Raw genomic sequence first — 18563 nt, forward strand, 5'->3', positions numbered from 1 at the left:
TTTCCCCCCTCGGCTCCGGCCGGTCGTCGCCGGCGGTTCGGACGAGGCGTACATCGGCATGCGTGTCCACACGCTCCGCCCACGCGGCGGACCGTCCAGGACAAGGGTCTTCAGATAGGGGTCGTCGATCAGGACCGCGGACTCGGCGGCGGTGGCCCTCCGCGCCGGTCGGCGATGGCGGTCAGGCCGTCCAGGCGACTGTCGGCGGCCAGGCCGTCAGCTCGCACCAGACCGCCTTCCCTGAATAGGTGAGGTCGGTTCCGTGACGGTCGGCGATCGCCGCCACCAGGAACCAGCCTCGGCCGGTCTCCTCCAGGAGATCGATCCGCCGCGCGCTGGGCGCGGCCGGGCTCGGGTCGTGAACCTCGATCCGCAACCGTTCACCGGCGCGCAGAATCACCAGGCGCAACGGGGCGCCGGAGGTCGAGGCGTGGCGTATGGCGTTGGTCACCAGCTCCGACACGAGGATCTCGGCGTCGTCACGGACGTCGGCGATGCCGCGGGCTCCGATGAGGTTCCGCACGAAGGCCCGGGCCCGCGGGACGGACTCGTGCGCGGCGGGCAGTGACAGCTCGCCGAGTGGTTCCTTGGTGAGGACGGCCGTCAGGGCCGCCGGCTCACCCATCCGCTCGATGGCGTGGTATTCGGCCGACATGGTTGACGTCTCCTCGGCTGGGGGGCGGCGACCCCGCACCCGCGCGGGCGGGGCGTCCGGGCGAGCGGGTCGCCGGCGAGGGATGCCGCGGCCGCATTAACGGACGGCGGCAAGGAAGTCGGGAAATGACGGATCGGGAAAAGGGAAAGCCGGGAGGGGAAGTGGGGAGTCATGGCGACTCCGGATCCTCGGCGTGTGCCGTGGCGCGTTCGCGCAGCAGCTTTGCCGTCTGTAGATAGCAGTCGTAGTTCTCGTATTCGAACCGGCGACCGCGCAGACAGGTGAGGTAGGGGCCGATGGGGCTGCCCTCGCGCAGGAAGGTCTCCTCGTCGAGGTCCCCGCGCAGGCGCTCGAGCGTGCGGTCGAACAGGTCGACCTTGGCGGCGGCGGCCATCGCGCGCTCCTCGAGCTGCGTGATGACGTCCTCCACCGGTATGTGATCCACCGCCTGGAGGATGACCAGCAGATCCTCGCGTATGACGGCGGGCTTGGCCGGGAGGGTCGCGAAGTGCTGGAGCTCCTTGATGCCCTCCGGGGTGACGGTGTAGACGCGCTTGTTCGGCCGGTCGTGCTGGATGACCTGCCGTCCCTTGATCAGCCCCTGCTTCTCGAGCCGCGCCAGCTCGGTGTACAGCTGCTGCGGGACCGCGTGCCAGAAGTTGGAGACGGCGATGTCGAAGATCTTGGCGAGCTGGTAACCGCTGTACTCACCATCGAGCAAGGCCGCGAGCACGGCGTGCCGAAGCGCCATCGTCACCCTCCCCCGCCGGTGTCCGGGTACCGGCGTCTGGGTACTCCCAGACCTTACTAGTCAAATCGCTGACTAGTAAGGGGCTTGAGGAAATTAGTTGAAATGTGAACGGCATTAACGGAAAGGAACGCAGTTAACCGAAAGCGGGCAGCCCGAAGACCGGGACAAGCCTCCCATAGCCGCCCACATAACGCCCCGCGGACAGCCGCGAGGGGCCGACCGCACAACGGCTGTACGGACGGCCCCTCGCGTTCGGTTCGGGACCCGGACGGGATCCACCGGACGGCGCGGTCGCCGCTTCACCCTCCCAGGCCGGCGACGCTCGGTTCGAGATCGCCGGCCAGCTGCTTGATCTTTCCGTCGAGGAACGCCTGCCGCGTCAGCCCGCGCTGGATCTTGCCGCTGGTCGTGCGGCGGACGGCGCCGGGACCCGACAGCACCACGCTGAGGGACGGCAGGCCGAACGCCCGCGCGACCATGTCCCGGGTGAACGAGGCCAGCTCGGCCAGCCCCATGTCCCGGGCGGCGGCCGGGATCACCTCCTGGACGATGATCACCCGCTCCTGCCCGGAGCCTCCCAGGGCATCCAGTGAGAAGGCCGCGGCGGTGCGGGTGGCCGGATGGGCGGACCGCGAGACCTCCTCCAGATCGTGGGCGTAGATGTTGTGCCCGTTGACGATGATCAGATCTTTGATCCGCCCGGTCACGTACAGCTCGCCGTCGGCTATGAAGCCGAGGTCCCCGGTCCGCAGATACGTGGGTCCGCCCGCCGCGGTCACGGCCTGGAAGGTCGCCTTGGTCTGGCGTGGCCGCCGCCAGTACCCCCGCGCCACGCTACCGCCGCTGACCCAGATCTCCCCGACCCGCCCGTCCGGCAACTCCGTGCGGGTGGCCGGATCGACGACGCGCACATCAAGGGTGACGGGACGGCCGCTGCTCACCAGCCGCCGCGTACCGTCCTCCGTAGCGCTCCTTCGCGGAACCGCCCTGTTCCGCGTCAGCGATTCGAAGTCGAACACACGCACCACCGGGCCCTGGCCGAGGGGCGCGGCCGAGATCAGCAGCGTCGTCTCGGCCATCCCGTAGCACGGCATCCACATCTCGCGGCGGAACCCGGCCGGGCCGAACCGCTCGACCATGCGATCCAGCGTCCCCGCCAGCACCGGCTCCGCCCCGTTCTTGACGATCAGCAGCGACGACAGGTCCAGCTCGGCCAGCTGGGCGTCGGTGACCCGGCGGAGCAGCAGCTCGTAGCCGAAGTTCGGACCCACGATGATGGTCGCCCGGTGCCGGGTGACCATCTCCAGCCACACCACCGGCCGCTTGATGAAGGTGATCGGCGACATCAGCACGTACCGGCCACCCATGTAGAGCGGGTGCAGGATCTGCCCCACCAGCCCCATGTCGTGGTAATGCGGAACCCAGCCGATCCCGACGGTGTGCGCGCCGCCCTCGATCCTGGCGTTGATCTCCTCCGCGTTGCGGAGCAGGTTGCCGTAGGTGACCTCCACTCCTTTGGGGTCGCTGGTCGAGCCGGAGGTGTACTGGAGGAACGCCGGCTCGTCGGGGTCGTAGCGCGGCATCGTCCAGCCGTCCGGATCGGCCTTCACGTCGACGTCGGTGGCCAGGCATCGGACCTCACCGTCCAGGCCGGACTCGGCGAGCCACTCCTCCACCTTCTCCCGGTGCGAGGAGTCGGTGAGGATCCACTGGATGTCGGCGTCGCGGATGATCCGATGTGTCCGCTCCGCGCGTCCCGCGTCCAACTCGGGGAAGGGCGCGGGGACGGCGATGACCTGACCGTACAGACATCCGACGAACGCCGAGATGAAGTCCAGCCCCGCCGGGTACAGGAGCAGCACCGCGCCGCGCCGGACGCCCAGGGCGTCCAGGTGCCCGGCCAGCGCGCGCGCCTTGCGGTCGAGATCGGCGAGCCCGAGCTCCTCCTCACGGTACTTGTGCCCCGGCCCCCTCTCCTCGGTCACGAAGGTGAAACCACGGCTGTTCCCGTAAGCGCGAACGTTGTCGCGCAGCACGGAGACGAAGGTGCGCTCGGCGGCCATGGCGTTCACCGCTCCGGCCGCTGGACGGAGTTCTCACCGTCGGCCAGCTCGACCAGCGAGAACCAGCGGCCCTCCTCGAAGCTCCGGAACATCGCGGACTCGAAGGGCCGCAGGTACTGCTCGGACAGGCCGGTGTCGGGGTGGGCGCGTTCCAGCAGCCGCTCCAGGCACAGCACCAGCCACGCGCCGTCGGCGAACGATCCGCCGAAGTAGGCGTGGTTGTGGATCCAGGTGAGCATGCACGAGATCATCGCGTGCAGCTCGCAGTACCGCTTGGCACGGCGCAGCGCCGCCGCCGAGGTGATGTCCTCCGGAGCGGCACGGACGGCCGCGTACAGCTCGGCACGCAGATCGCCGATCCGGGACACCAGTCTGGTCAGGTCCTCGGCGACGCCCGGCGCCGCGAAGACCCTGGCGGTGGTCAGCAGCGTCTCGACGGTCGCCTCATACCCGCGCCCGACCTCGTCATGGCCTTCGTTGGTGAGCTGCAACTTGCGGCCGTCCGGCTCCCACTCCGGTGGCGTACGGGTCCAGCAGAACAGCTCGTCCAGCAGCGCCTCGGCCGACTGGGCGTCAGCGGGTCCGGAGTCCGGCTGGTCCGCCACCAGGAACGGCAGCTGAGCCGCGACGTTGGCGAGGTTGACGTGTGTCGTCCCCTCGAAGATGCTCGCGATCGCGTGGTCGCGTTGCAGTTTCTGGAACACGCCGTGCGCCACGCCCTCGCGCAGGTAGCCCCGGGCGGCCAGCACCGTCCCGATGCTGGCCACGACCTCCTCACCCTGGATCGGGACGAAGTACTTGACCATGGACGACCACAGGCTGAGCCGCGACGGCGCGACCGTGAGCGCCCGCGCCACCGGAACGGTCATGCATTCGGCGATCAGCAGGTCGAGATGCGCCTTGATGAGATGGTCGCGGATCACCGGGATCTTGTAGATGTCCGCCCCGTACAGGGTCCGCTGCCGCGAGTACTCCATGCCGATCCGCACGACCGCGTCCATCGTCCCGATGGACAGGCCCGCGATGGCGATGCGCGTGATCTGGAGGGTCTTGAGCGTCTGCACGAGCCCGGCGCCGCGCCGCCCGATGACGCAGTCGGCCGGGAGCCGCGCGTTGTCGAAGCTGACCCCGCTGAGGTCGTGACCGCGCAGCCCCAGCGTGCGGACGGGGGGCAGGACGGACCAGGTGGCGGGATCGAGATCGTTCTTGTCGACCAGCACCAGGGAGAAGTCGCGGCTGCCCGTCTTGACATAGGTGGTGACGAAACGGCCGCGGGTGGCGTTGCCGACCGGCCACTTGGTGCCGGTGACGACAAGGTCGTCATCCTCGGCCTCGGCGCGCGCCTCGCAGGCCATCACGTCGCTGCCGTGGTCGGCCTCGGAGACGCCGAAACAGGCCAGGTCGCCGTTCAGGATGCCGTCCGCCACGGTCTTCTGCTGGCGGTTGTCGCCCCAGAGCCAGACCGGGTTCACGGCCAGCAGGCCCGACCCGTACATCACGGCGACGGTCAGGCTGCGGCGAGACATGCCGCGGGTGACGAAGAACAGCTCTTCCAGGCTGGCGAGCCGGCCCCCGAGGTGCAGTGGCACGAGGTACTCCGGGAATCCCCACGCGCGGGCGGTCTCCACGGCACCGGCCGGGAGCTCGTCGCGCTCCTCCGCCTCGACGATGGACTTGTAGGAGAAGGGGCCCGCGGCGTCGTCCATCGGGTCACCGAGATAGGCGTCCAGGTCGGCCGCGATCCGGTGCGCAGGAGAAAGCTCAACGCGGGCTGAGACTTGGCTGATCATTTTCTTTTCGCTTTCCTCTTCTTCGCATGCCGCTTCGCATGCCGCGACGTCCGGACGGTACGGCCCCGGGCGGGAGGATCGGGGCCGTACCGCTTCGGAGGGCGCCGTCCCCGGGGATGGACGGCGCCGTTCGTTCAGGCGGATGCCGCCAGTTCCTCCATGCGCCTGCCGACCGCGCGCGCGAGCGTCATCGCCGCGGGCAGCGGACGGACCATGACCGTCAGATCCGCGACCAGACCGTCACCGTTGAAGGTCAGCAGGTCGAGGCCCTGCACGGACTTCCCCATGACATGCGCGCTGAACAGCAGCGCCTGGGCGGGTGCCCCGCCCGGCGCGGTGCCGGCCAGATCATGGGTGTAGTGGAAGCCCTCAAAGGTCTCCATGAGCACGTGCAGGAGCGTGGTGACCGAATCCCTGCCGCGGTAAGGACGCACCATCACCGGACTGTGGAACTCGATGGCCGGATCCAGGGCACGGGTCACCGCGTCGAGGTCCATGGCCTCGACCGCGGCGCGAAACGTCCCAGGAACGATCACGACGGCCGCTCCCTCACATCGACCGCGACCGCGCTCGCGACCACCCCCCGCACGGCCTCCACCGCCGAGCCGTTGGCGGTGCCCGGCGCGTGGACCGCGCCGTTTCCGTTGGACGGGACGATGCCGTGCTCGATACGGGAGTCCAGTGCGTTGGCCAGGTCCTGCGCCCAGACGCGGTAGCCGGCCGGGGACGGGTGGAACCCGTCGGAGGCGAACAGTCCGGGATCGGCGGCCATGGCCGGGTCCATGGGAACGTGGAGCGCGCCGTAGGTGCGCGCCACCTCCCGCATGATCCGGTCCATCGCGCGGGCCCGTGCCCCCATCACGGTGCGCAACGGCTGCGGCAACGCGGGGAACCTGTGGACGGGCGGCATCCCGGCGACGATCACCTGGGCATGGTCGTACCTTCCGCGCAGCGCGGCGACGAGCGCGGTCAGATCCAGGGACCACGACCGCAGGGGGCGGCGGCGGATCAGATCGTTGATCCCGACCGTGATGACCACGATGTCCGGGCTCGCGCCGTTCAGCGCGGGGACGAGCTCGCGGAACACCTTGCGGGCCGTGGCGCCGTTCTTGCCGACGGCGGTCCAGGTCACGCCGCAGTCACGGCGGTCGCTGAGGGCGCCGGCGAGGTAGCCGGGCAGTGCCTCGGCATGCTGGGACGCGCCCACGCCCGCGGCCGTGGACTCGCCTATGACCACGACACGCAGAAGCGGGACCGCCCCGGGGATGATCCCCCGGTCGGCCCCGGAGGCGGGGTCGAGCCGCGGTGTGCGGCGGGCCGTCCGCCGGGCCTGAAGAAGAAGGAGGGGCGCGAACAACACCGACATCGTCCCGCGGGGGACGGCGGTGAAGGCGCGGATCGCGCGGCCCGATTCGCCGCGCCTGGTCCGAGCCCGACGAGTCGCCTGATGAGTCGAAGAGGTGTGATGCGTCGAAGAGCGCGATCCGTTGCCGTTGTAGGTGAGGTGGCCGTTGAACGTGTGGCCATTGAGCGTGGCGTTGCCGATGGGCGAGCCGCCGCTGAACGTGCCGGCCGAACCTTGATGACCGCTGCCGTCGGAGGCGCCGTTCGATGGCATGACGCCATTAACACCGCTCGACAGGGTGTTCGATCCATTGGTTCGGGTGGCACGGGTGAAGGAGAGTGGTCTCATCTCTACCCCATACTGTGACTAACCCGATTCAGGGCTATTCAGATTTTTGACTATCCAGTCTGTGCGGTTACCTGCTCCCCCAGGAGGCTCCTCGCGATATCGATGATCACCTCCGCGACATAGGCATGCCCGACGGAGTTGAGGTGGATACCGTCGATGGCCCACAGCGACGGATCCATGACGAGGGGCACCACGTCCGGCTCCATGAATTCCATTCCGAACGCGCGGGTGCCCCGGCGCAGTTCCGCATTGAAGAGTTGAATACGTTCGAGTATCCGCTTCCTGCGGAAGTTGGAGATGATAGATCGTTCCAGCAGCGGCGGGGCGTGGGGGACCGGCGCCGCGAGGCCCACCGCCCCGGCCGACCGGGCCCAGCCGAACACCTCTGCCAGGTGCGCGGCCACCTCCGCCGTCTCGAACCCGTTGATCGCGTCGTTCATCCCGCAGTTCAGGACCATCAGCCGTGGCCGCAGGGAGCGGACCACGGGCAGCTGCTCCGCCACCACCTGCGCGATCGTCGCCCCCGGTATGGCGGCGTTGACCATGCGCTCGGCGGGCAGCCCGAGGGCCTCGGCGAGCCGGCCGGCCCAGCCGCGCCAGCCACCGGACGGATAGGGATCGTCCCGGCCCTCGGCCACACTGTCACCCAGGACGACCAGCTCGACTCCCGCAAGGTCGGGCCGGACGGCCAGGGCGGCCGGTGCGACGTCCATCAGGCCACCAGTTCGAGCAGGTAGTCGGTGAGCGTGTCGACAGTGCCTCGGCGCCTGGCCTCGGCCACGTCCACCTCTACCTGCAGATGGTCCTCGATGTCGCTGATGATGCTGATGGCGTAGACGGAGTCCACGCCGTACCGGGCCAGCTCGACCGTGGGGTCGATGCTGTCCACCGGCTTGTCGAGATAGAACGCGATCCGCTCGAGCAGCCACGTTCGCAGCCCACTCCGCGATATCGTCTCCATCGTCTCCGTTTCGCTCACCGCGTTCCCCTTCTCTTGGGTGATCTTTTATCGCTCGATCCCCCGAGTCGCGCGATTCCCCGGCGCCGGCCGCAACGAAGATTACCGCCGCGACCGTATCAGATGACACACTGGGCTGTGAACTGCCCGGAACAATTTATTTTCCACGCTGTAAATTGAGTAAGTCCCATGGTAAATGGTCGGCACATAAGTCCTGGCACAGTGTGATCAACAGGTACGTCCAGCGTGCCCTGAGCGCGCGGGCAGTAGGTGTCCGGATTCCTGATCGTTAACGCTAGTAAACGCCGTTCACCTGGGTAAACGCCAGAAGGGGCGGGACAGGATCGATCATGCTGGACAGGCGGGACGTCCCGCGACGGCCGCGCATCGCCGTGCCGCCAGGGGTATTTGGGACAGGACCGAAGCCCCGGTTAGGAACCTTCGGCTGCACAGAACATGGACACGCTCCGCACGCATGACGGCGGGTTTTCGTCGCTCAAAGTGACGATCGGTGCGCTCTAGATCGTTCCAGACGGCCGGAGGTACAGGCATCTGACCTCCTGGTGAAAGAAACTCTCGTCCGCCTGCCCCGACGCCGCCGGAACCGCCCTACACGCCGGTCACCGTCTGGAGCAGGCCCCAAACGAAGTGCGCCACGTAGACGGGGCGGCCCTTGGCCTCGCCCTCCGCGCCGGCCGGACGGCCGCCCGGCCGGCCGTCCGGGACGGTGAAGGTGGCGTGCCAGCGGCTCGGCACCTCGCCCGCCTGGTGCCGCACGCCGTCGAAGCACCGGTCGAGATCCCCGACCACACAGGACCACGGCACCAGGTCGTCGACGTCCTTCAGCGGCGGCACCGGGACGCCTTCCGCGCGGACCAGCCATTCCTGGAGGATCGTCCCGTCGGGTGCGGTCAGCGTCTCGTACCGGAGGTCGGGCCAGAGCGAGAGGGGCCATCGCTCCAGTTGGCACACGATCCCGGCGAGCATCCGCTCCTCGACCTCGTCAGGTGGTCCGAGCACCGCCGCGAGCCTTGCCCGTCCATGCGCGAACCCCGGCGACCGCACCATGCGCTGCCAGCGGGCGTTCACCTCGCGCATCTCGGTACGCGAGGCGCCCAGCGACCGGGCCGCCTCCGCCACCAGGTCCGGCTGGTAGTCCGCCATCCGCCGGAGCAGGACAAGCTGGAACTCCCGCCTCGCGAACCCCTTCATGCGTCCATGCCTATCAGGAGAGCCGGGGCGCCCGAGCACGGAGCGCCCAGGGCGGGAGGCCGGGCCGGCGCGCCTGGCGATGGGGCGCGCAGAGGACTTTCCGCAGCGTGCCGTAAGGGGTTTGCGCGCATGCAAGCGGCGGTGACTGGATCGGGGGCGCCGCGTCACAGTTGAAGCGGTACGAGCGGAGCTTCGGCAAGGCTCGTGCGAGCCCGCCGCCCTTCCGATCTCCGGACACAGAGCACATGTTCGGTTACAGCCCAACACGTGGAACAGCCGCCGCAATGGATGCACTTGACACTTGGCCAGGATCCCCGGCGTTCCTCGCGGGCTCCTATGTCGAACCGTCCCCCGAACCCTCCCTCGAACTGGGTCCGCCTCCCGACCTGGGCAAGACCGCGTCCACGCGTTCCGCGGGCGTGCTGGGGGAGATCGACCTCGCCGCCACCCCGGCCGCGGTACGGCTGGCCCGCTCCTACATCCGGGAGCTGGTCGGCGAGTGCCTGGGTCCCGGGCCGGACATCCTGGACGACCTCGAACTGCTGACCTCCGAGTGCGTCACCAACTCGGTCACGCACGCGCGGCCCCGGCGGAACGGCACGGTCATGCTCTCGGTCCTGCACTCCGGGCGCACGGTACGGGTGGAGGTCACCGACGGCGGCCCGCGTACAGGGGTCAGGCATCCCTCGGAGGACCCGCTGCCCATCGACGGGCGGGGGCTGCGGCTGATCGAGGCGATCGCCATCGACCACGGGCGGAACCGCGACACCGCCGGTTCCGCGACGTTCTGGTTCGAGATGGCGATCACGGGTGACCGTCCCGACCCGGCGCTCGGATAACGGACGCACACCAATCCCTCCCGACGGCGGTACCGAGATGACCAGTCCGCAACGGCGGGCTCCCCTGCCCCTGGCGTTCGCGCCCAGGTCACACCAGGCGCCGAGCCTGACCGGGGGCTCGACGCGGCATCCGGCACTGACCGGCATACCGGGCGGATCATCCATTGGGCACTTGCCGGAGCGGTCGGCCCCTATACGATCGAAGTGCCAGTCAGGGCCTCCCGTAGGGCGAGTCATGCCACCCGACAGCGAGCCGAGATCTCTCTCAGAAATCGCCGGTGAACTTGGGCTGAACATGTCCGATGTCGCGATGTTCTCCGGATTGGACGAGAGCACCGTCTCTCGGCTGTGGGACAATCCCGGATGGCTGGACCGGATCAGCGGGCGTTCCCTGCAAAGCCTGATGTCCTCGATTCCGGGTATCGCCGAGTATTCCATGTCGCATTCCCTGCTGCGCCGCCGGGACATGCTCGTGACCGATCTCCACGACGAGGGCCTGACCGTCGACCTGACGGCCTTGGAAAAGGCTCCGGTCGCGCAGCAGTACGTACTGAACGCCCTGGAGGCGGCACTTCACATCATGCGGGGGAACGCGGGCCAGCAGGTGTCGTCCTATCTGGCGCGATTCTGGGGACGCGAACCGGACGCCGCATTGTCGGTGCTGTATTCGACCGAGCCGGGCGAGGGCCTGCTGGAGAACCCGCGGGCGCTGGTCGAATCGTCGGTCGACCTGGCACCGCGGCTGGGCCGCAAGACGTACTCGTTCCACTCGATCCTCGCGCTGAACATCCTGACGCACCAGGTCAGCAAGGTGACAAGGGTGCTGGACACCGACCTGGACCCGCAGGGGGCCGGACGGCAGGACGCGTTCATGATGCGCGGAGTGGTGATGGGCGCGCTGATCGGCTCGGACGATACCGAACTGGCCGAGAGGTACCATCGGAAACTGGAGCGGACCCCGATCTTCACGGCACTGGAGGAATGGTCGTTCCCCACGTACACGCGGGACAGCAGAATCACCTCCGACTTCACCCTTCCGAGTTCGCTGATGCTACGGAACACCGCACGTGAGGTCCTGCGTGAGATAGCGGCCTACAATGACGCCTATCTCTACTACCTCGTCACGACTTACATTCCACTGGGATTGCAGCGCGATCCCACGTTCGGTGGCCGGCTGGACGATCTGGTGTCGGCGCTGGAAAGGCGCGCCGCCGAGTGCGGGGAACGGCGGATCAGGGACGCCTGCGTGCGGCTGGTGAAAAGGCTCAGGGGCATGGCCTGAAGCATGCCGGAAAAGGTTGCTGGAGAGGTTGGTTGCCGGTGGACGACGCGACGCGCACGGCGCCACAGGACACGGGGTCGAACGACACAGGGCCGCAAGCATCAGGGCCGGACGACACCGCGCCGAGGAATCTGACGCGGGAGCGATGGGAGGCCAATGCGGAGTACTGGGTGAAGATCATCCGCGAGCGCCGCGACCGGTATCGCACCGAGCTGACCGACGAGGCCATGCTGGACGCGGTCGGCCCGTGCGCGGGGCTGCGGATCCTGGACGCGGGCTGCGGCGAGGGCTACCTCTCGCGCGAGCTGGCGTCCCGGGGCGCCGACGTCACCGGTGTGGACCTCGCCCAGGGCCTGATCGACGCGGCCGACGCCCATCCGCCGGTGGAAGGCGGCTCGGTCTCGTACCTCCGGGCCAGCGTGGACGAGCTGCCGTTCGGGGACGACCAGTTCGACCTGGTGGTCTGCAACCACCTGTTCAGCCATCTGCGGGACCCGAAGGACGCGATCGGCGAGTTCGCCCGGGTGCTCAAGAGCGGCGGGCGGCTGGTCGTGCTGACCCTGCATCCCTGCTTCTACGTCGAGAACTCCGAGCATGGCGCGATGACGAGCGTGCCGGCCGACCGCTACTTCCGGCCGCGCGGGATCGACCAGCGCTTCCTCGTGGACGGGCTGCGGTCGCCCGCGGAGATCACATCCTGGCTGCGTCCGCTGGAGTACTACTCTGGAACGCTCCGAGACGCCGGATTCGTCATCGCGGATCTGCGTGAACCCCACCCCAGCGCGGAGCGGCTGCGCGACGACCCGTGGTGGCGCGAGGGCTTCCCGACCGCCATCTTCATCCTGATCATCGCCGAGCTCCGCTGACCGCCGCCTCCTCGGCCCGCCCTCTTGGACGCGGCCTCCCGGACGTGACTGCGCGGGCGGATCCCGTCGGATCCCGCCCGCGCGGCTACGGCCTCAGATCAGCGGTTCTCCCTCCGCGCGTCCCTCACGTCCGACCGGGTCCGGTCGCGGTCGGCGGCCCGCCGTTCGTCCGCGAGACCGGCCGCGTCACGGGCCTCGGCCCCGGCCGGCTGCGCGATCCGCTCGTCCGCCGCGCCCGGACGGTCGGCGCCATGACCCTGCATGCGCAGCTTGTCCCCCGGCTTGGCGGAGCCGCCGCGGCCCGTCTTCGGCGCCGCCTTGCGGCTCGTGCCCTTGTTCTGCTTCGACATGCCGCTTCCCCTTCTCGGTGGTACGGGACCTTTCCCCTGAGACCGGCGCCCGGGGTGCTGAGGTCGTCCCCCTGAGTGAAAGGTCATCGACACCGGGACGATCCCCCGCGGCCACGCCCCTATGCCAACGAGATCACCAAGCTTCCCGCCGCACTGGGCAACACGTCAGGGCAGCCGGGGGTCGCTGCAGTCGGCGACGCCCGAGCGCTCGCGCAGGATGGCGAGGACGACCTCGCTCCACCGCAGGTTCTCCTGCTCGTGTCCCCGGCCGCGCATCAACGTGAGGTACGGGCCGACGCGCTCCACCGTGCGGAGATATTCGTCCTCGTCCCGTCCGGCGAGCATACGGGCCCGCAACCGGTCGTAGCGGGCCAGCTTGGCCCGCGACCACTCCATCCGCTCCTCGATCGCGGCGATGACGGACTCCGTATCGCCTGCGTCGACCGCCTGCACCTTGACCAGAAGGTCCTCACGGACGGACGGGGGACGGGTGGGCGCCGCGGTGAAGTCGCGCAGGGCGAGGCGACCGGACTCGGTGATGCGGAACATCCGCTTGTTGGGGCGGCGCTGTTGCTCGACGACCCGTGCGGTCAGCAGGCCCTCGCCCTCGAGCCGGTCGAGCTCGCGGTACAGCTGCTGCGGGGTCGCCGTCCAGAAGTTGGCCACCGAAGCGTCGAACCGTTTGGCCAGCTCATATCCGGACGCCTCCCCTTCGAGGAGAGCAGCGAGCACCGCGTATTTCAAAGACACCTGGACAAGGTACAGCAGTCGTACTAGCGTACGCACCTATTAAACAAGTTGATTATTAGAAGGAGTGGCCGAAGTGCATCCGTTGCGGCAGGCGGTCGAGAACGCGGCGCTGGAGACGGTGCCCGCGCTGCTGGCCGAGAACGTGACCTTCGTGAGCCCGGTGGTGTTCGCCCCCTACACCGGGCGCGGCATCGTGACCGCGATCCTGCGCGGCGCCTACGCCGTCTTCGACGACTTCCGCTACGTCAACGAGATCAGCGACGCGAACGGCCGTTACCACGCGCTGCTGTTCGAGGCCCGGGTCGGAGACCGGGAGATCCACGGTTGCGACTTCGTCCGCCACAATGAGCAGGGCCTGATCGACGAGTTCACCGTGATGGTGCGTCCGCTGTCGGCGGCCAAGGCGCTCGCCCGCGCCATGGAGGCCCGGTTCCCCAGCATCGAGCGCGAGGCCGGCGTGGTGTGACCCGCGCCCGGCGCAGGGCAAGACTCGACGAATTCATCCGCCAGAGGGCACAAAGCAGGCTTCGATGCCTGTGTGCCGTCTGGGATCTCCACTACGGTTCGGCCCCGAGAGTCCCTGTCGCCCGATCGCTATCCCTAGGAGCTCCCGCTCATGTTCGGAGACAGTCCGCTCGACCGCCGTACCCTGCTCCGGGGCGCCGCCACCGTCGGCGGTGGAACCCTGCTCGGCGTGGCCTCGACACCGTCCCCCGCACAGGCGGCACCGACCGTCTACACGCGCGCCGACTGGGGCGCGCGACCGCCGAAGTCCCCCGCCACCGTCCTCGACCAGGCACCCGACCACATCGTCGTCCACCACACCGCGTCCGCGAACACCACCGACTACTCGCTGGGCGCCGCTTTCGCGCTCTCGAGGTCCATCCAGAACCATCACATGGACTCGAACGGCTGGACCGACACCGGGCAACAGCTCACGATCAGCCGCGGCGGCCATCTGATGGAGGGCCGCAACCGCGGCCTGTCGGCCATCCAAGCGGGAGATCACGTGGTCGGCGCCCACACGGCGAACCACAACTCGCACACGATCGGCATCGAGAACGAGGGCATCTACATGACCGCGAATCCGACCGCGGCATTGTGGGAGAAGCTCGTTGAGACATGCGCGTGGCTCTGCGACGTCTACGGTCTCTCGCCGTCCGCGATCGTCGGCCACAGGGACTACAACGCCACCGCGTGCCCCGGAGACGTTCTGTACGCGAGGCTGCCTGAGCTTCGCAACGAGGTCGCGGCCATGCTGAACCTGGCCCAGACCCGCTATGCGACGCCCAGAGCGAGCGGCATGCCCGGTCCCCGCCACACCTTTGATCACGGGCCTGCGGTGGGCCCCGCGGACACCGTTCGCTGATACCGGCGCACACGCGCCCGCGCCGTACCGCAAAGAACTGGCGCGGGCGCTCGTGCGAAGAAGGTCGGGGGAAGAGGATTGCGCGAGGCGATCAGCGGCCGAGGGGTCAGTGGCAGGGGAGGGTTACGGTGCCCAGGTTGGTGAAGGTGGCTTCTATGGTGTCGCCTGGGGTGGTGGGGATGGCGTCGGTCAGGCCGCCGGTGAGGATGGTCCAGCCGGGTTCCAGGGAGAGGCCGCGGCGGGAGAGGGTGTTGGCGGCCAGGGCGAGGGCTTCGGCGGGGTGGCCTTGGACGGCGGCGCCGGTTGCGGTGTCGACGGTCGTGCCGTTGATCTTGAGGTGGCATCGTTCGGCGGCCAGGTCCAGGGTGTGGGGGTCGCGCCGGAGGTCGCCGGTGAGGTAGCGGGCGGAGGAGGCGTTGTCGGCCACCACGTCGGGGAGAGTGAATCTGAAATCGGTGTAGCGGCTGTCGATGACCTCCAGGCCCGCGGTCACCTCGGACACGGCCCGGAGGGCGGTGGCGGCGGTGATGCCGGGGCCGGTCAGGCGGCGGCCCAGGACGAAGACGATCTCCGGTTCCACGCGGGGGTGGATCAGGTCGCCGACGACCAGGGGCGCGCCGGGGGGCAGGGGCATGTCGTCGGTGAGCCAGGCGGTGAGCGGTGAGTCGATGCCCATGCGCCGTTGTTTGGGGCGTGAGGTGAGGCCCAGCTTGACCCCGGTGATGCGGCGGCCTTCGGCGATCTTGAGGCGCAGGCGTTCGTCCTGGATCCGGTAGGCGGTGTCCAGGTCGAGCGCGGGCCATTCGTCGGTGATCGGGCCTCGGTCGGTGCGGGCGGTCTCGGCTTCGAGCAGCACGGCCGCGGCGCGTTCGACGGTCCATTCGACGCTCACCAGGTCTCCTTTCCCCAGAGGATGATGCGCCATGGCGGGCGATGGCGCCAATACGGACGCATGTCCTGCGCAGGGCGGGTACAGCACAGCGGAGGACGAAGGAGGCGCTGTGGCCGATGAGCGTCTCACGATGGGCGTCGAGGAGGAGTTCCTGCTCGCCGACCCGGTTTCGGGGACGACCGTGCCCGCGGCCGGGAAGCTGCTGGCGAAGGTGGGTGAGCATCCTCACCAGGGTGGGTGTTACCACCGCGAGCTGCTCACCTCCCAGGTCGAGGCCGCGACCGGCGTGTGCGGGTCGCTGGACGAGCTACGCCGGCATATCCGGGACGCGCGGGACGCCCTCGCGGAGGCGGCGGCCGGTGAGGGGCTGTTGCTGCTGTCGACGGGGACGCCGGTGCTGCCCGGGGCGGTGCCCGTGTCGGACGAGGGTTCTCACTATCGGGCGGTCTCGGGGATCTACTCGGGCATGGTGGCCGACTACCAGGTCTGCGGCTGCCATGTGCATGTCGGGGTGGACGATCGTGAGACGGCGGTGGCGGTCGTCAACCATCTGCGGCCCTGGCTTCCGTCGCTGCTGGCGCTGTCGGCCAATTCCCCGTACGCCCAGGGGCGCGACAGCGGCTACGCGAGCTGGCGGATGATCGAGCAGTCGCGGTTCCCCGGCTCGGGGGTGCCGCCCGCCCTGACGGACGCCGCACACCATGATCGGGAGGTGGCGCGGCTCGTCGACTGCGGCGTCCTGGCCGATCACACGCAGTCGTTCTGGCTGGCGCGGCCCTCTCCGCGCTTGAAGACGGTGGAGGTGCGCGCGGCGGACGCCGTGCTGGGGGCCGAGGAGGCCGTCTTGCAGGCGGCGCTGACCCGTGCGCTCGTCCGCACCGCGTTGAGCGACTTGGACAGGGGACGCGAGGCCCGGCGCGTGGACGGGGCGTTGTGCGCTGCCGCCGTGTGGAACGCGGCGCGGTACGGCTTGGAAGGGCCCGCGGTCGATCCGTTCGAGGAGCGGCAGGTTCCCGCGCGGCGGCTGCTGGACGATCTGATGCGCCATGTCGCCCCGGCGTTGGAGGAGGCCGGGGACCTGACGGAGACCTCGGCGCTGCTGGCCGGGGTGGCGCGTACCGGATCGGGCGCGGCACGTCAGCGCCGGGAGGCCGCGCTCGGCGGACCACCGGCCGTGATCGCCATGCTCGCCCGGAGGACCTCCCGCCACGCCCCGGCAGAAGGAGAGAAGGCATGACCCACAGCGCGACCACGGCCCCGCCTCTCGACGCCGCCCCACGGCTGCCGGAGCCACGCGGGCCGATGTCGGACGCCGTCATCACGATGCTGGCCCGGGATCCGTCGCACGGGTGGGCCAGCGAATCGCCGGCTCGCCGGTCCGACCCCTTCGGCGACGATCTGCACCTCGCCCTGCACCTGTGTTACGAGCTGCATTACCAGGGCTTTGCCGGCGTCCACCCCGACTGGGAGTGGGACCCGCGCCTCATCGAGCTGCGCGGCGACATGGAACGCACGTTCCTGGAGGCGCTCCGCGAGCACGTACCCGGGGGCGACGACGTCGATCACGTCCTGGAGGAGCTGCTGACGGAGCCGCCCGGCGCGGGCGCCGTGCCGAGGCATCTGCGCCGGGCGGGCGAGCGGTGGCAGTTGCGCGAGTACGTGGCGCACCGGTCGATCTACCACCTGAAGGAGGCCGACCCGCACGCCTGGGTGGTGCCGCGCCTGCGGGGGCGCGCCAAGGCGGCCTTGGTCGCGGTGGAGTTCGACGAGTTCGGCGGTGGACGGGCCGAACGGATGCATTCCCGCCTGTTCGCCGATCTGATGGAGGAGGTCGGGCTGGATCCGTCCTACGGGGCCTACGTGGACGACGCGCCCGCCCCCATGCTCGCCATCACCAACATGATGTCGATGTTCGGGCTGCACCGGGCCCTGCGCGGCGCGCTGGTCGGGCATTTCGCCGCCGCCGAGATCACCACCGCCCCGAGCGCCCGGCGGTTCGCGCGGGCGCTGCGCCATCTCGGGGTCGGTGAACGCGGCGTCAGGTTCTACACCGAGCATGTCGAGGCCGACGCCGTCCACGAGCAGGTGCTACGCCATGACGTGGTCGGCGGCCTGCTGGAGTCGGAGCCGGGACTGGCCGCGGACGTAGTACTGGGCGTCCAGGCCACCGCGCTGCTGGAGGACCGGTTCGAGGATCACGTTCTGGGCTGCTGGCAGGCGGATCCGCCGCGCACGTCGCTCCGCCGGTGGCTGGTGTCGCAGAACGGGTAGCTGCCGCTGCGGCGGCACATGCACAGCGCCACCATGAAACGGTCGGAGGTCACCGTGCCGCCGTCCTCCAAGACGACCTCGACCGGCCCCTCCACCAGGAGGGGCCCGCCGGGCACCGGCCGCACCCTCCGCCGGTCAGGACGCGGCTGCACGGTCGGCGGTGGCGATGCGGTCGGCACGGATGACCACCAGTTCCTCATGGCGCTGACCAGGACGGATGAGGCCGTGCCGCTCCATGGCCGCGGCTTTGGAGAGCATCACGGGACCGAACGGCTCGGGCCGCCGCGCGACCACCGACGCCCGCAGCCCGGCCCGGCGCAGTGCGCGCAGGCTGGCCTCCGGCCCGCTGAACTCCGAGTGGACGAGCAGGAGCGTCCCGTCCGGCTCCAGGTGGCGGGGGGCCTGGGCGCAGATCCGGTCGAGGATCAGCCTTCCGCCGTGTCCCCCGTCCCAGGTGCGGGCGCCGCGGAGCCGGTGGGCCGGGCGCGGCGCGCCACCCGCGACGTACGGGGGGTTGGCCAGGATGACCCCGAAGGTCTCCCCCGCGACCGGCGCGAACAGGTCGCCGCGCAGCACCCGCAGGCGCAGCCCGCGGAGCGTCGCGTTGAGACGGGCGGCCATGACGGCGCGCGCGGAGATGTCGATCGCGGTCACCTGGGACGCTCCGCCCCGCGCCGCCGCCAGGGCGACCGCACCCGTCCCGGTGCCCACGTCCAGGACGCGGGCTCCGGCGAGCACATCGGCGCGTTCGGCGGCCTCGCACAGTAACGACGTGTCACCTTGGGGCGGGTAGACGCCCAGGGGCCTCATCAGCAGCATGGG

General features: G+C 69.6%; 21 protein-coding genes. 7 read left to right on the plus strand and 14 right to left on the minus strand.

What is annotated here, in order from left to right; genetic code table 11:
- Positions 1 to 181: 181 nt before the first annotated feature.
- From QSK21_RS01820 to QSK21_RS01860, 9 genes are all read right to left on the minus strand, one after another.
- Positions 182 to 655: an ATP-binding protein gene (locus QSK21_RS01820; protein ID WP_285693098.1), complete on the minus strand. Its 474-nt coding sequence runs from the start codon at positions 653 to 655 to the stop codon at positions 182 to 184.
- A 169-nt stretch (positions 656 to 824) separates the two neighbouring features.
- The gene (locus tag QSK21_RS01825; protein WP_285693100.1) at positions 825 to 1406 is read right to left on the minus strand and encodes a PadR family transcriptional regulator; all 582 of its coding nucleotides are present in this window, start codon (positions 1404 to 1406) and stop codon (positions 825 to 827) included.
- Positions 1407 to 1705: 299 nt separating this feature from the next.
- The gene (locus QSK21_RS01830) at positions 1706 to 3469 is read right to left on the minus strand and encodes a fatty acyl-AMP ligase (protein WP_285693102.1); all 1764 of its coding nucleotides are present in this window, start codon (positions 3467 to 3469) and stop codon (positions 1706 to 1708) included.
- Positions 3470 to 3474: 5 nt separating this feature from the next.
- Positions 3475 to 5259: an acyl-CoA dehydrogenase family protein gene (locus QSK21_RS01835; RefSeq protein WP_285693104.1), complete on the minus strand. Its 1785-nt coding sequence runs from the start codon at positions 5257 to 5259 to the stop codon at positions 3475 to 3477.
- A 134-nt stretch (positions 5260 to 5393) separates the two neighbouring features.
- Positions 5394 to 5795, minus strand: a complete 402-nt coding sequence (locus tag QSK21_RS01840; protein ID WP_285693105.1) for a nuclear transport factor 2-like protein — start codon at positions 5793 to 5795, stop codon at positions 5394 to 5396.
- Positions 5792 to 6616, minus strand: a complete 825-nt coding sequence (locus QSK21_RS01845; RefSeq protein ID WP_285693108.1) for an SGNH/GDSL hydrolase family protein — start codon at positions 6614 to 6616, stop codon at positions 5792 to 5794. Before QSK21_RS01845 ends, QSK21_RS01840 begins: the two co-directional genes overlap by 4 nt.
- 386 nt (positions 6617 to 7002) lie before the next feature.
- Positions 7003 to 7665, minus strand: coding sequence for an SGNH/GDSL hydrolase family protein (locus QSK21_RS01850; RefSeq protein ID WP_285693110.1), 663 nt, complete (start codon positions 7663 to 7665; stop codon positions 7003 to 7005).
- On the minus strand, positions 7665 to 7931 hold the full coding sequence (locus tag QSK21_RS01855; protein WP_285693111.1) for an acyl carrier protein: 267 nt from the start codon (positions 7929 to 7931) through the stop codon (positions 7665 to 7667). The genes QSK21_RS01850 and QSK21_RS01855 overlap by 1 nt, the downstream gene beginning before the upstream one ends.
- Positions 7932 to 8519: 588 nt before the next feature.
- Positions 8520 to 9122: a hypothetical protein gene (locus tag QSK21_RS01860; RefSeq protein WP_285693113.1), complete on the minus strand. Its 603-nt coding sequence runs from the start codon at positions 9120 to 9122 to the stop codon at positions 8520 to 8522.
- Positions 9123 to 9406: 284 nt separating this feature from the next.
- Between QSK21_RS01860 and QSK21_RS01865 the strand changes: the two genes are divergently transcribed.
- The 3 genes from QSK21_RS01865 (at position 9407) to QSK21_RS01875 (ending at position 12109) form a co-directional block, all read left to right on the plus strand.
- The gene (locus QSK21_RS01865) at positions 9407 to 9961 is read left to right on the plus strand and encodes an ATP-binding protein (protein WP_285693115.1); all 555 of its coding nucleotides are present in this window, start codon (positions 9407 to 9409) and stop codon (positions 9959 to 9961) included.
- 310 nt (positions 9962 to 10271) lie between these two features.
- A complete protein-coding gene (locus QSK21_RS01870; protein WP_285693116.1) occupies positions 10272 to 11243 on the plus strand; it encodes a hypothetical protein in 972 nt (323 codons plus the stop codon).
- A gap of 38 nt (positions 11244 to 11281) precedes the next feature.
- A complete protein-coding gene (locus tag QSK21_RS01875; protein WP_285693117.1) occupies positions 11282 to 12109 on the plus strand; it encodes a class I SAM-dependent methyltransferase in 828 nt (275 codons plus the stop codon).
- Between the two features lie 98 nt (positions 12110 to 12207).
- Here the strand turns inward: QSK21_RS01875 and QSK21_RS01880 are convergent, their stop codons facing one another.
- Complete coding sequence (locus QSK21_RS01880) at positions 12208 to 12459, minus strand: hypothetical protein (protein WP_285693118.1); 252 nt, start codon at positions 12457 to 12459, stop codon at positions 12208 to 12210.
- Positions 12460 to 12624: 165 nt separating this feature from the next.
- A complete protein-coding gene (locus tag QSK21_RS01885; RefSeq protein ID WP_285693119.1) occupies positions 12625 to 13209 on the minus strand; it encodes a PadR family transcriptional regulator in 585 nt (194 codons plus the stop codon).
- Positions 13210 to 13282: 73 nt separating this feature from the next.
- Here QSK21_RS01885 and QSK21_RS01890 point away from each other — a divergent pair, with 73 nt between their 5' ends.
- Complete coding sequence (locus QSK21_RS01890; protein ID WP_285693121.1) at positions 13283 to 13675, plus strand: nuclear transport factor 2 family protein; 393 nt, start codon at positions 13283 to 13285, stop codon at positions 13673 to 13675.
- A gap of 150 nt (positions 13676 to 13825) precedes the next feature.
- Complete coding sequence (locus tag QSK21_RS01895; protein WP_285693122.1) at positions 13826 to 14578, plus strand: peptidoglycan recognition protein family protein; 753 nt, start codon at positions 13826 to 13828, stop codon at positions 14576 to 14578.
- Positions 14579 to 14684: 106 nt separating this feature from the next.
- Here QSK21_RS01895 and QSK21_RS01900 read toward each other — a convergent pair whose 3' ends face one another.
- Positions 14685 to 15470, minus strand: coding sequence for a 2-keto-4-pentenoate hydratase (locus QSK21_RS01900; RefSeq protein ID WP_285693124.1), 786 nt, complete (start codon positions 15468 to 15470; stop codon positions 14685 to 14687).
- A gap of 109 nt (positions 15471 to 15579) precedes the next feature.
- On the opposite strand from QSK21_RS01900, the gene QSK21_RS01905 reads away from it, so the two are divergent.
- Both QSK21_RS01905 and QSK21_RS01910 read left to right on the plus strand, forming a co-directional pair.
- A complete protein-coding gene (locus QSK21_RS01905; protein WP_285693126.1) occupies positions 15580 to 16707 on the plus strand; it encodes a carboxylate-amine ligase in 1128 nt (375 codons plus the stop codon).
- Positions 16704 to 17741, plus strand: a complete 1038-nt coding sequence (locus tag QSK21_RS01910) for an iron-containing redox enzyme family protein (protein WP_285693128.1) — start codon at positions 16704 to 16706, stop codon at positions 17739 to 17741. The genes QSK21_RS01905 and QSK21_RS01910 overlap by 4 nt, the downstream gene beginning before the upstream one ends.
- Here the strand turns inward: QSK21_RS01910 and QSK21_RS01915 are convergent.
- Together QSK21_RS01915 and QSK21_RS01920 are read right to left on the minus strand one after the other, a co-directional pair.
- Positions 17666 to 17941, minus strand: a complete 276-nt coding sequence (locus QSK21_RS01915; RefSeq protein WP_285693130.1) for a CDGSH iron-sulfur domain-containing protein — start codon at positions 17939 to 17941, stop codon at positions 17666 to 17668. The two genes, QSK21_RS01910 and QSK21_RS01915, sit on opposite strands and share 76 nt — an antisense overlap.
- The gene (locus QSK21_RS01920; RefSeq protein ID WP_285693132.1) at positions 17877 to 18560 is read right to left on the minus strand and encodes a HemK2/MTQ2 family protein methyltransferase; all 684 of its coding nucleotides are present in this window, start codon (positions 18558 to 18560) and stop codon (positions 17877 to 17879) included. Before QSK21_RS01920 ends, QSK21_RS01915 begins: the two co-directional genes overlap by 65 nt.
- Positions 18561 to 18563 lie beyond the last annotated feature (3 nt).

The organism is Actinomadura sp. NBRC 104412 (assembly GCF_030269515.1).
Taxonomy (GTDB): Bacteria; Actinomycetota; Actinomycetes; order Streptosporangiales; family Streptosporangiaceae; genus Spirillospora.

Excerpts from the sequence above, each read along its gene's own strand:
- QSK21_RS01835 (WP_285693104.1), bottom strand. The coding sequence starts at position 5,259 with ATGATCAGCCAAGTCTCAGCCCGCGTTGAGCTTTCTCCTGCGCACCGG.
- QSK21_RS01895 (WP_285693122.1), top strand. The coding sequence starts at position 13,826 with ATGTTCGGAGACAGTCCGCTCGACCGCCGTACCCTGCTCCGGGGCGCC.
- QSK21_RS01870 (WP_285693116.1), top strand. The coding sequence starts at position 10,272 with ATGTTCTCCGGATTGGACGAGAGCACCGTCTCTCGGCTGTGGGACAAT.
- QSK21_RS01880 (WP_285693118.1), bottom strand. The coding sequence starts at position 12,459 with ATGTCGAAGCAGAACAAGGGCACGAGCCGCAAGGCGGCGCCGAAGACG.
- QSK21_RS01830 (WP_285693102.1), bottom strand. The coding sequence starts at position 3,469 with ATGGCCGCCGAGCGCACCTTCGTCTCCGTGCTGCGCGACAACGTTCGC.
- QSK21_RS01920 (WP_285693132.1), bottom strand. The coding sequence starts at position 18,560 with ATGCTGCTGATGAGGCCCCTGGGCGTCTACCCGCCCCAAGGTGACACG.
- QSK21_RS01915 (WP_285693130.1), bottom strand. The coding sequence starts at position 17,941 with ATGAGGAACTGGTGGTCATCCGTGCCGACCGCATCGCCACCGCCGACC.
- QSK21_RS01865 (WP_285693115.1), top strand. The coding sequence starts at position 9,407 with ATGGATGCACTTGACACTTGGCCAGGATCCCCGGCGTTCCTCGCGGGC.
- QSK21_RS01910 (WP_285693128.1), top strand. The coding sequence starts at position 16,704 with ATGACCCACAGCGCGACCACGGCCCCGCCTCTCGACGCCGCCCCACGG.
- QSK21_RS01860 (WP_285693113.1), bottom strand. The coding sequence starts at position 9,122 with ATGAAGGGGTTCGCGAGGCGGGAGTTCCAGCTTGTCCTGCTCCGGCGG.
- QSK21_RS01820 (WP_285693098.1), bottom strand. The coding sequence starts at position 655 with ATGTCGGCCGAATACCACGCCATCGAGCGGATGGGTGAGCCGGCGGCC.
- QSK21_RS01825 (WP_285693100.1), bottom strand. The coding sequence starts at position 1,406 with ATGGCGCTTCGGCACGCCGTGCTCGCGGCCTTGCTCGATGGTGAGTAC.
- QSK21_RS01850 (WP_285693110.1), bottom strand. The coding sequence starts at position 7,665 with ATGGACGTCGCACCGGCCGCCCTGGCCGTCCGGCCCGACCTTGCGGGA.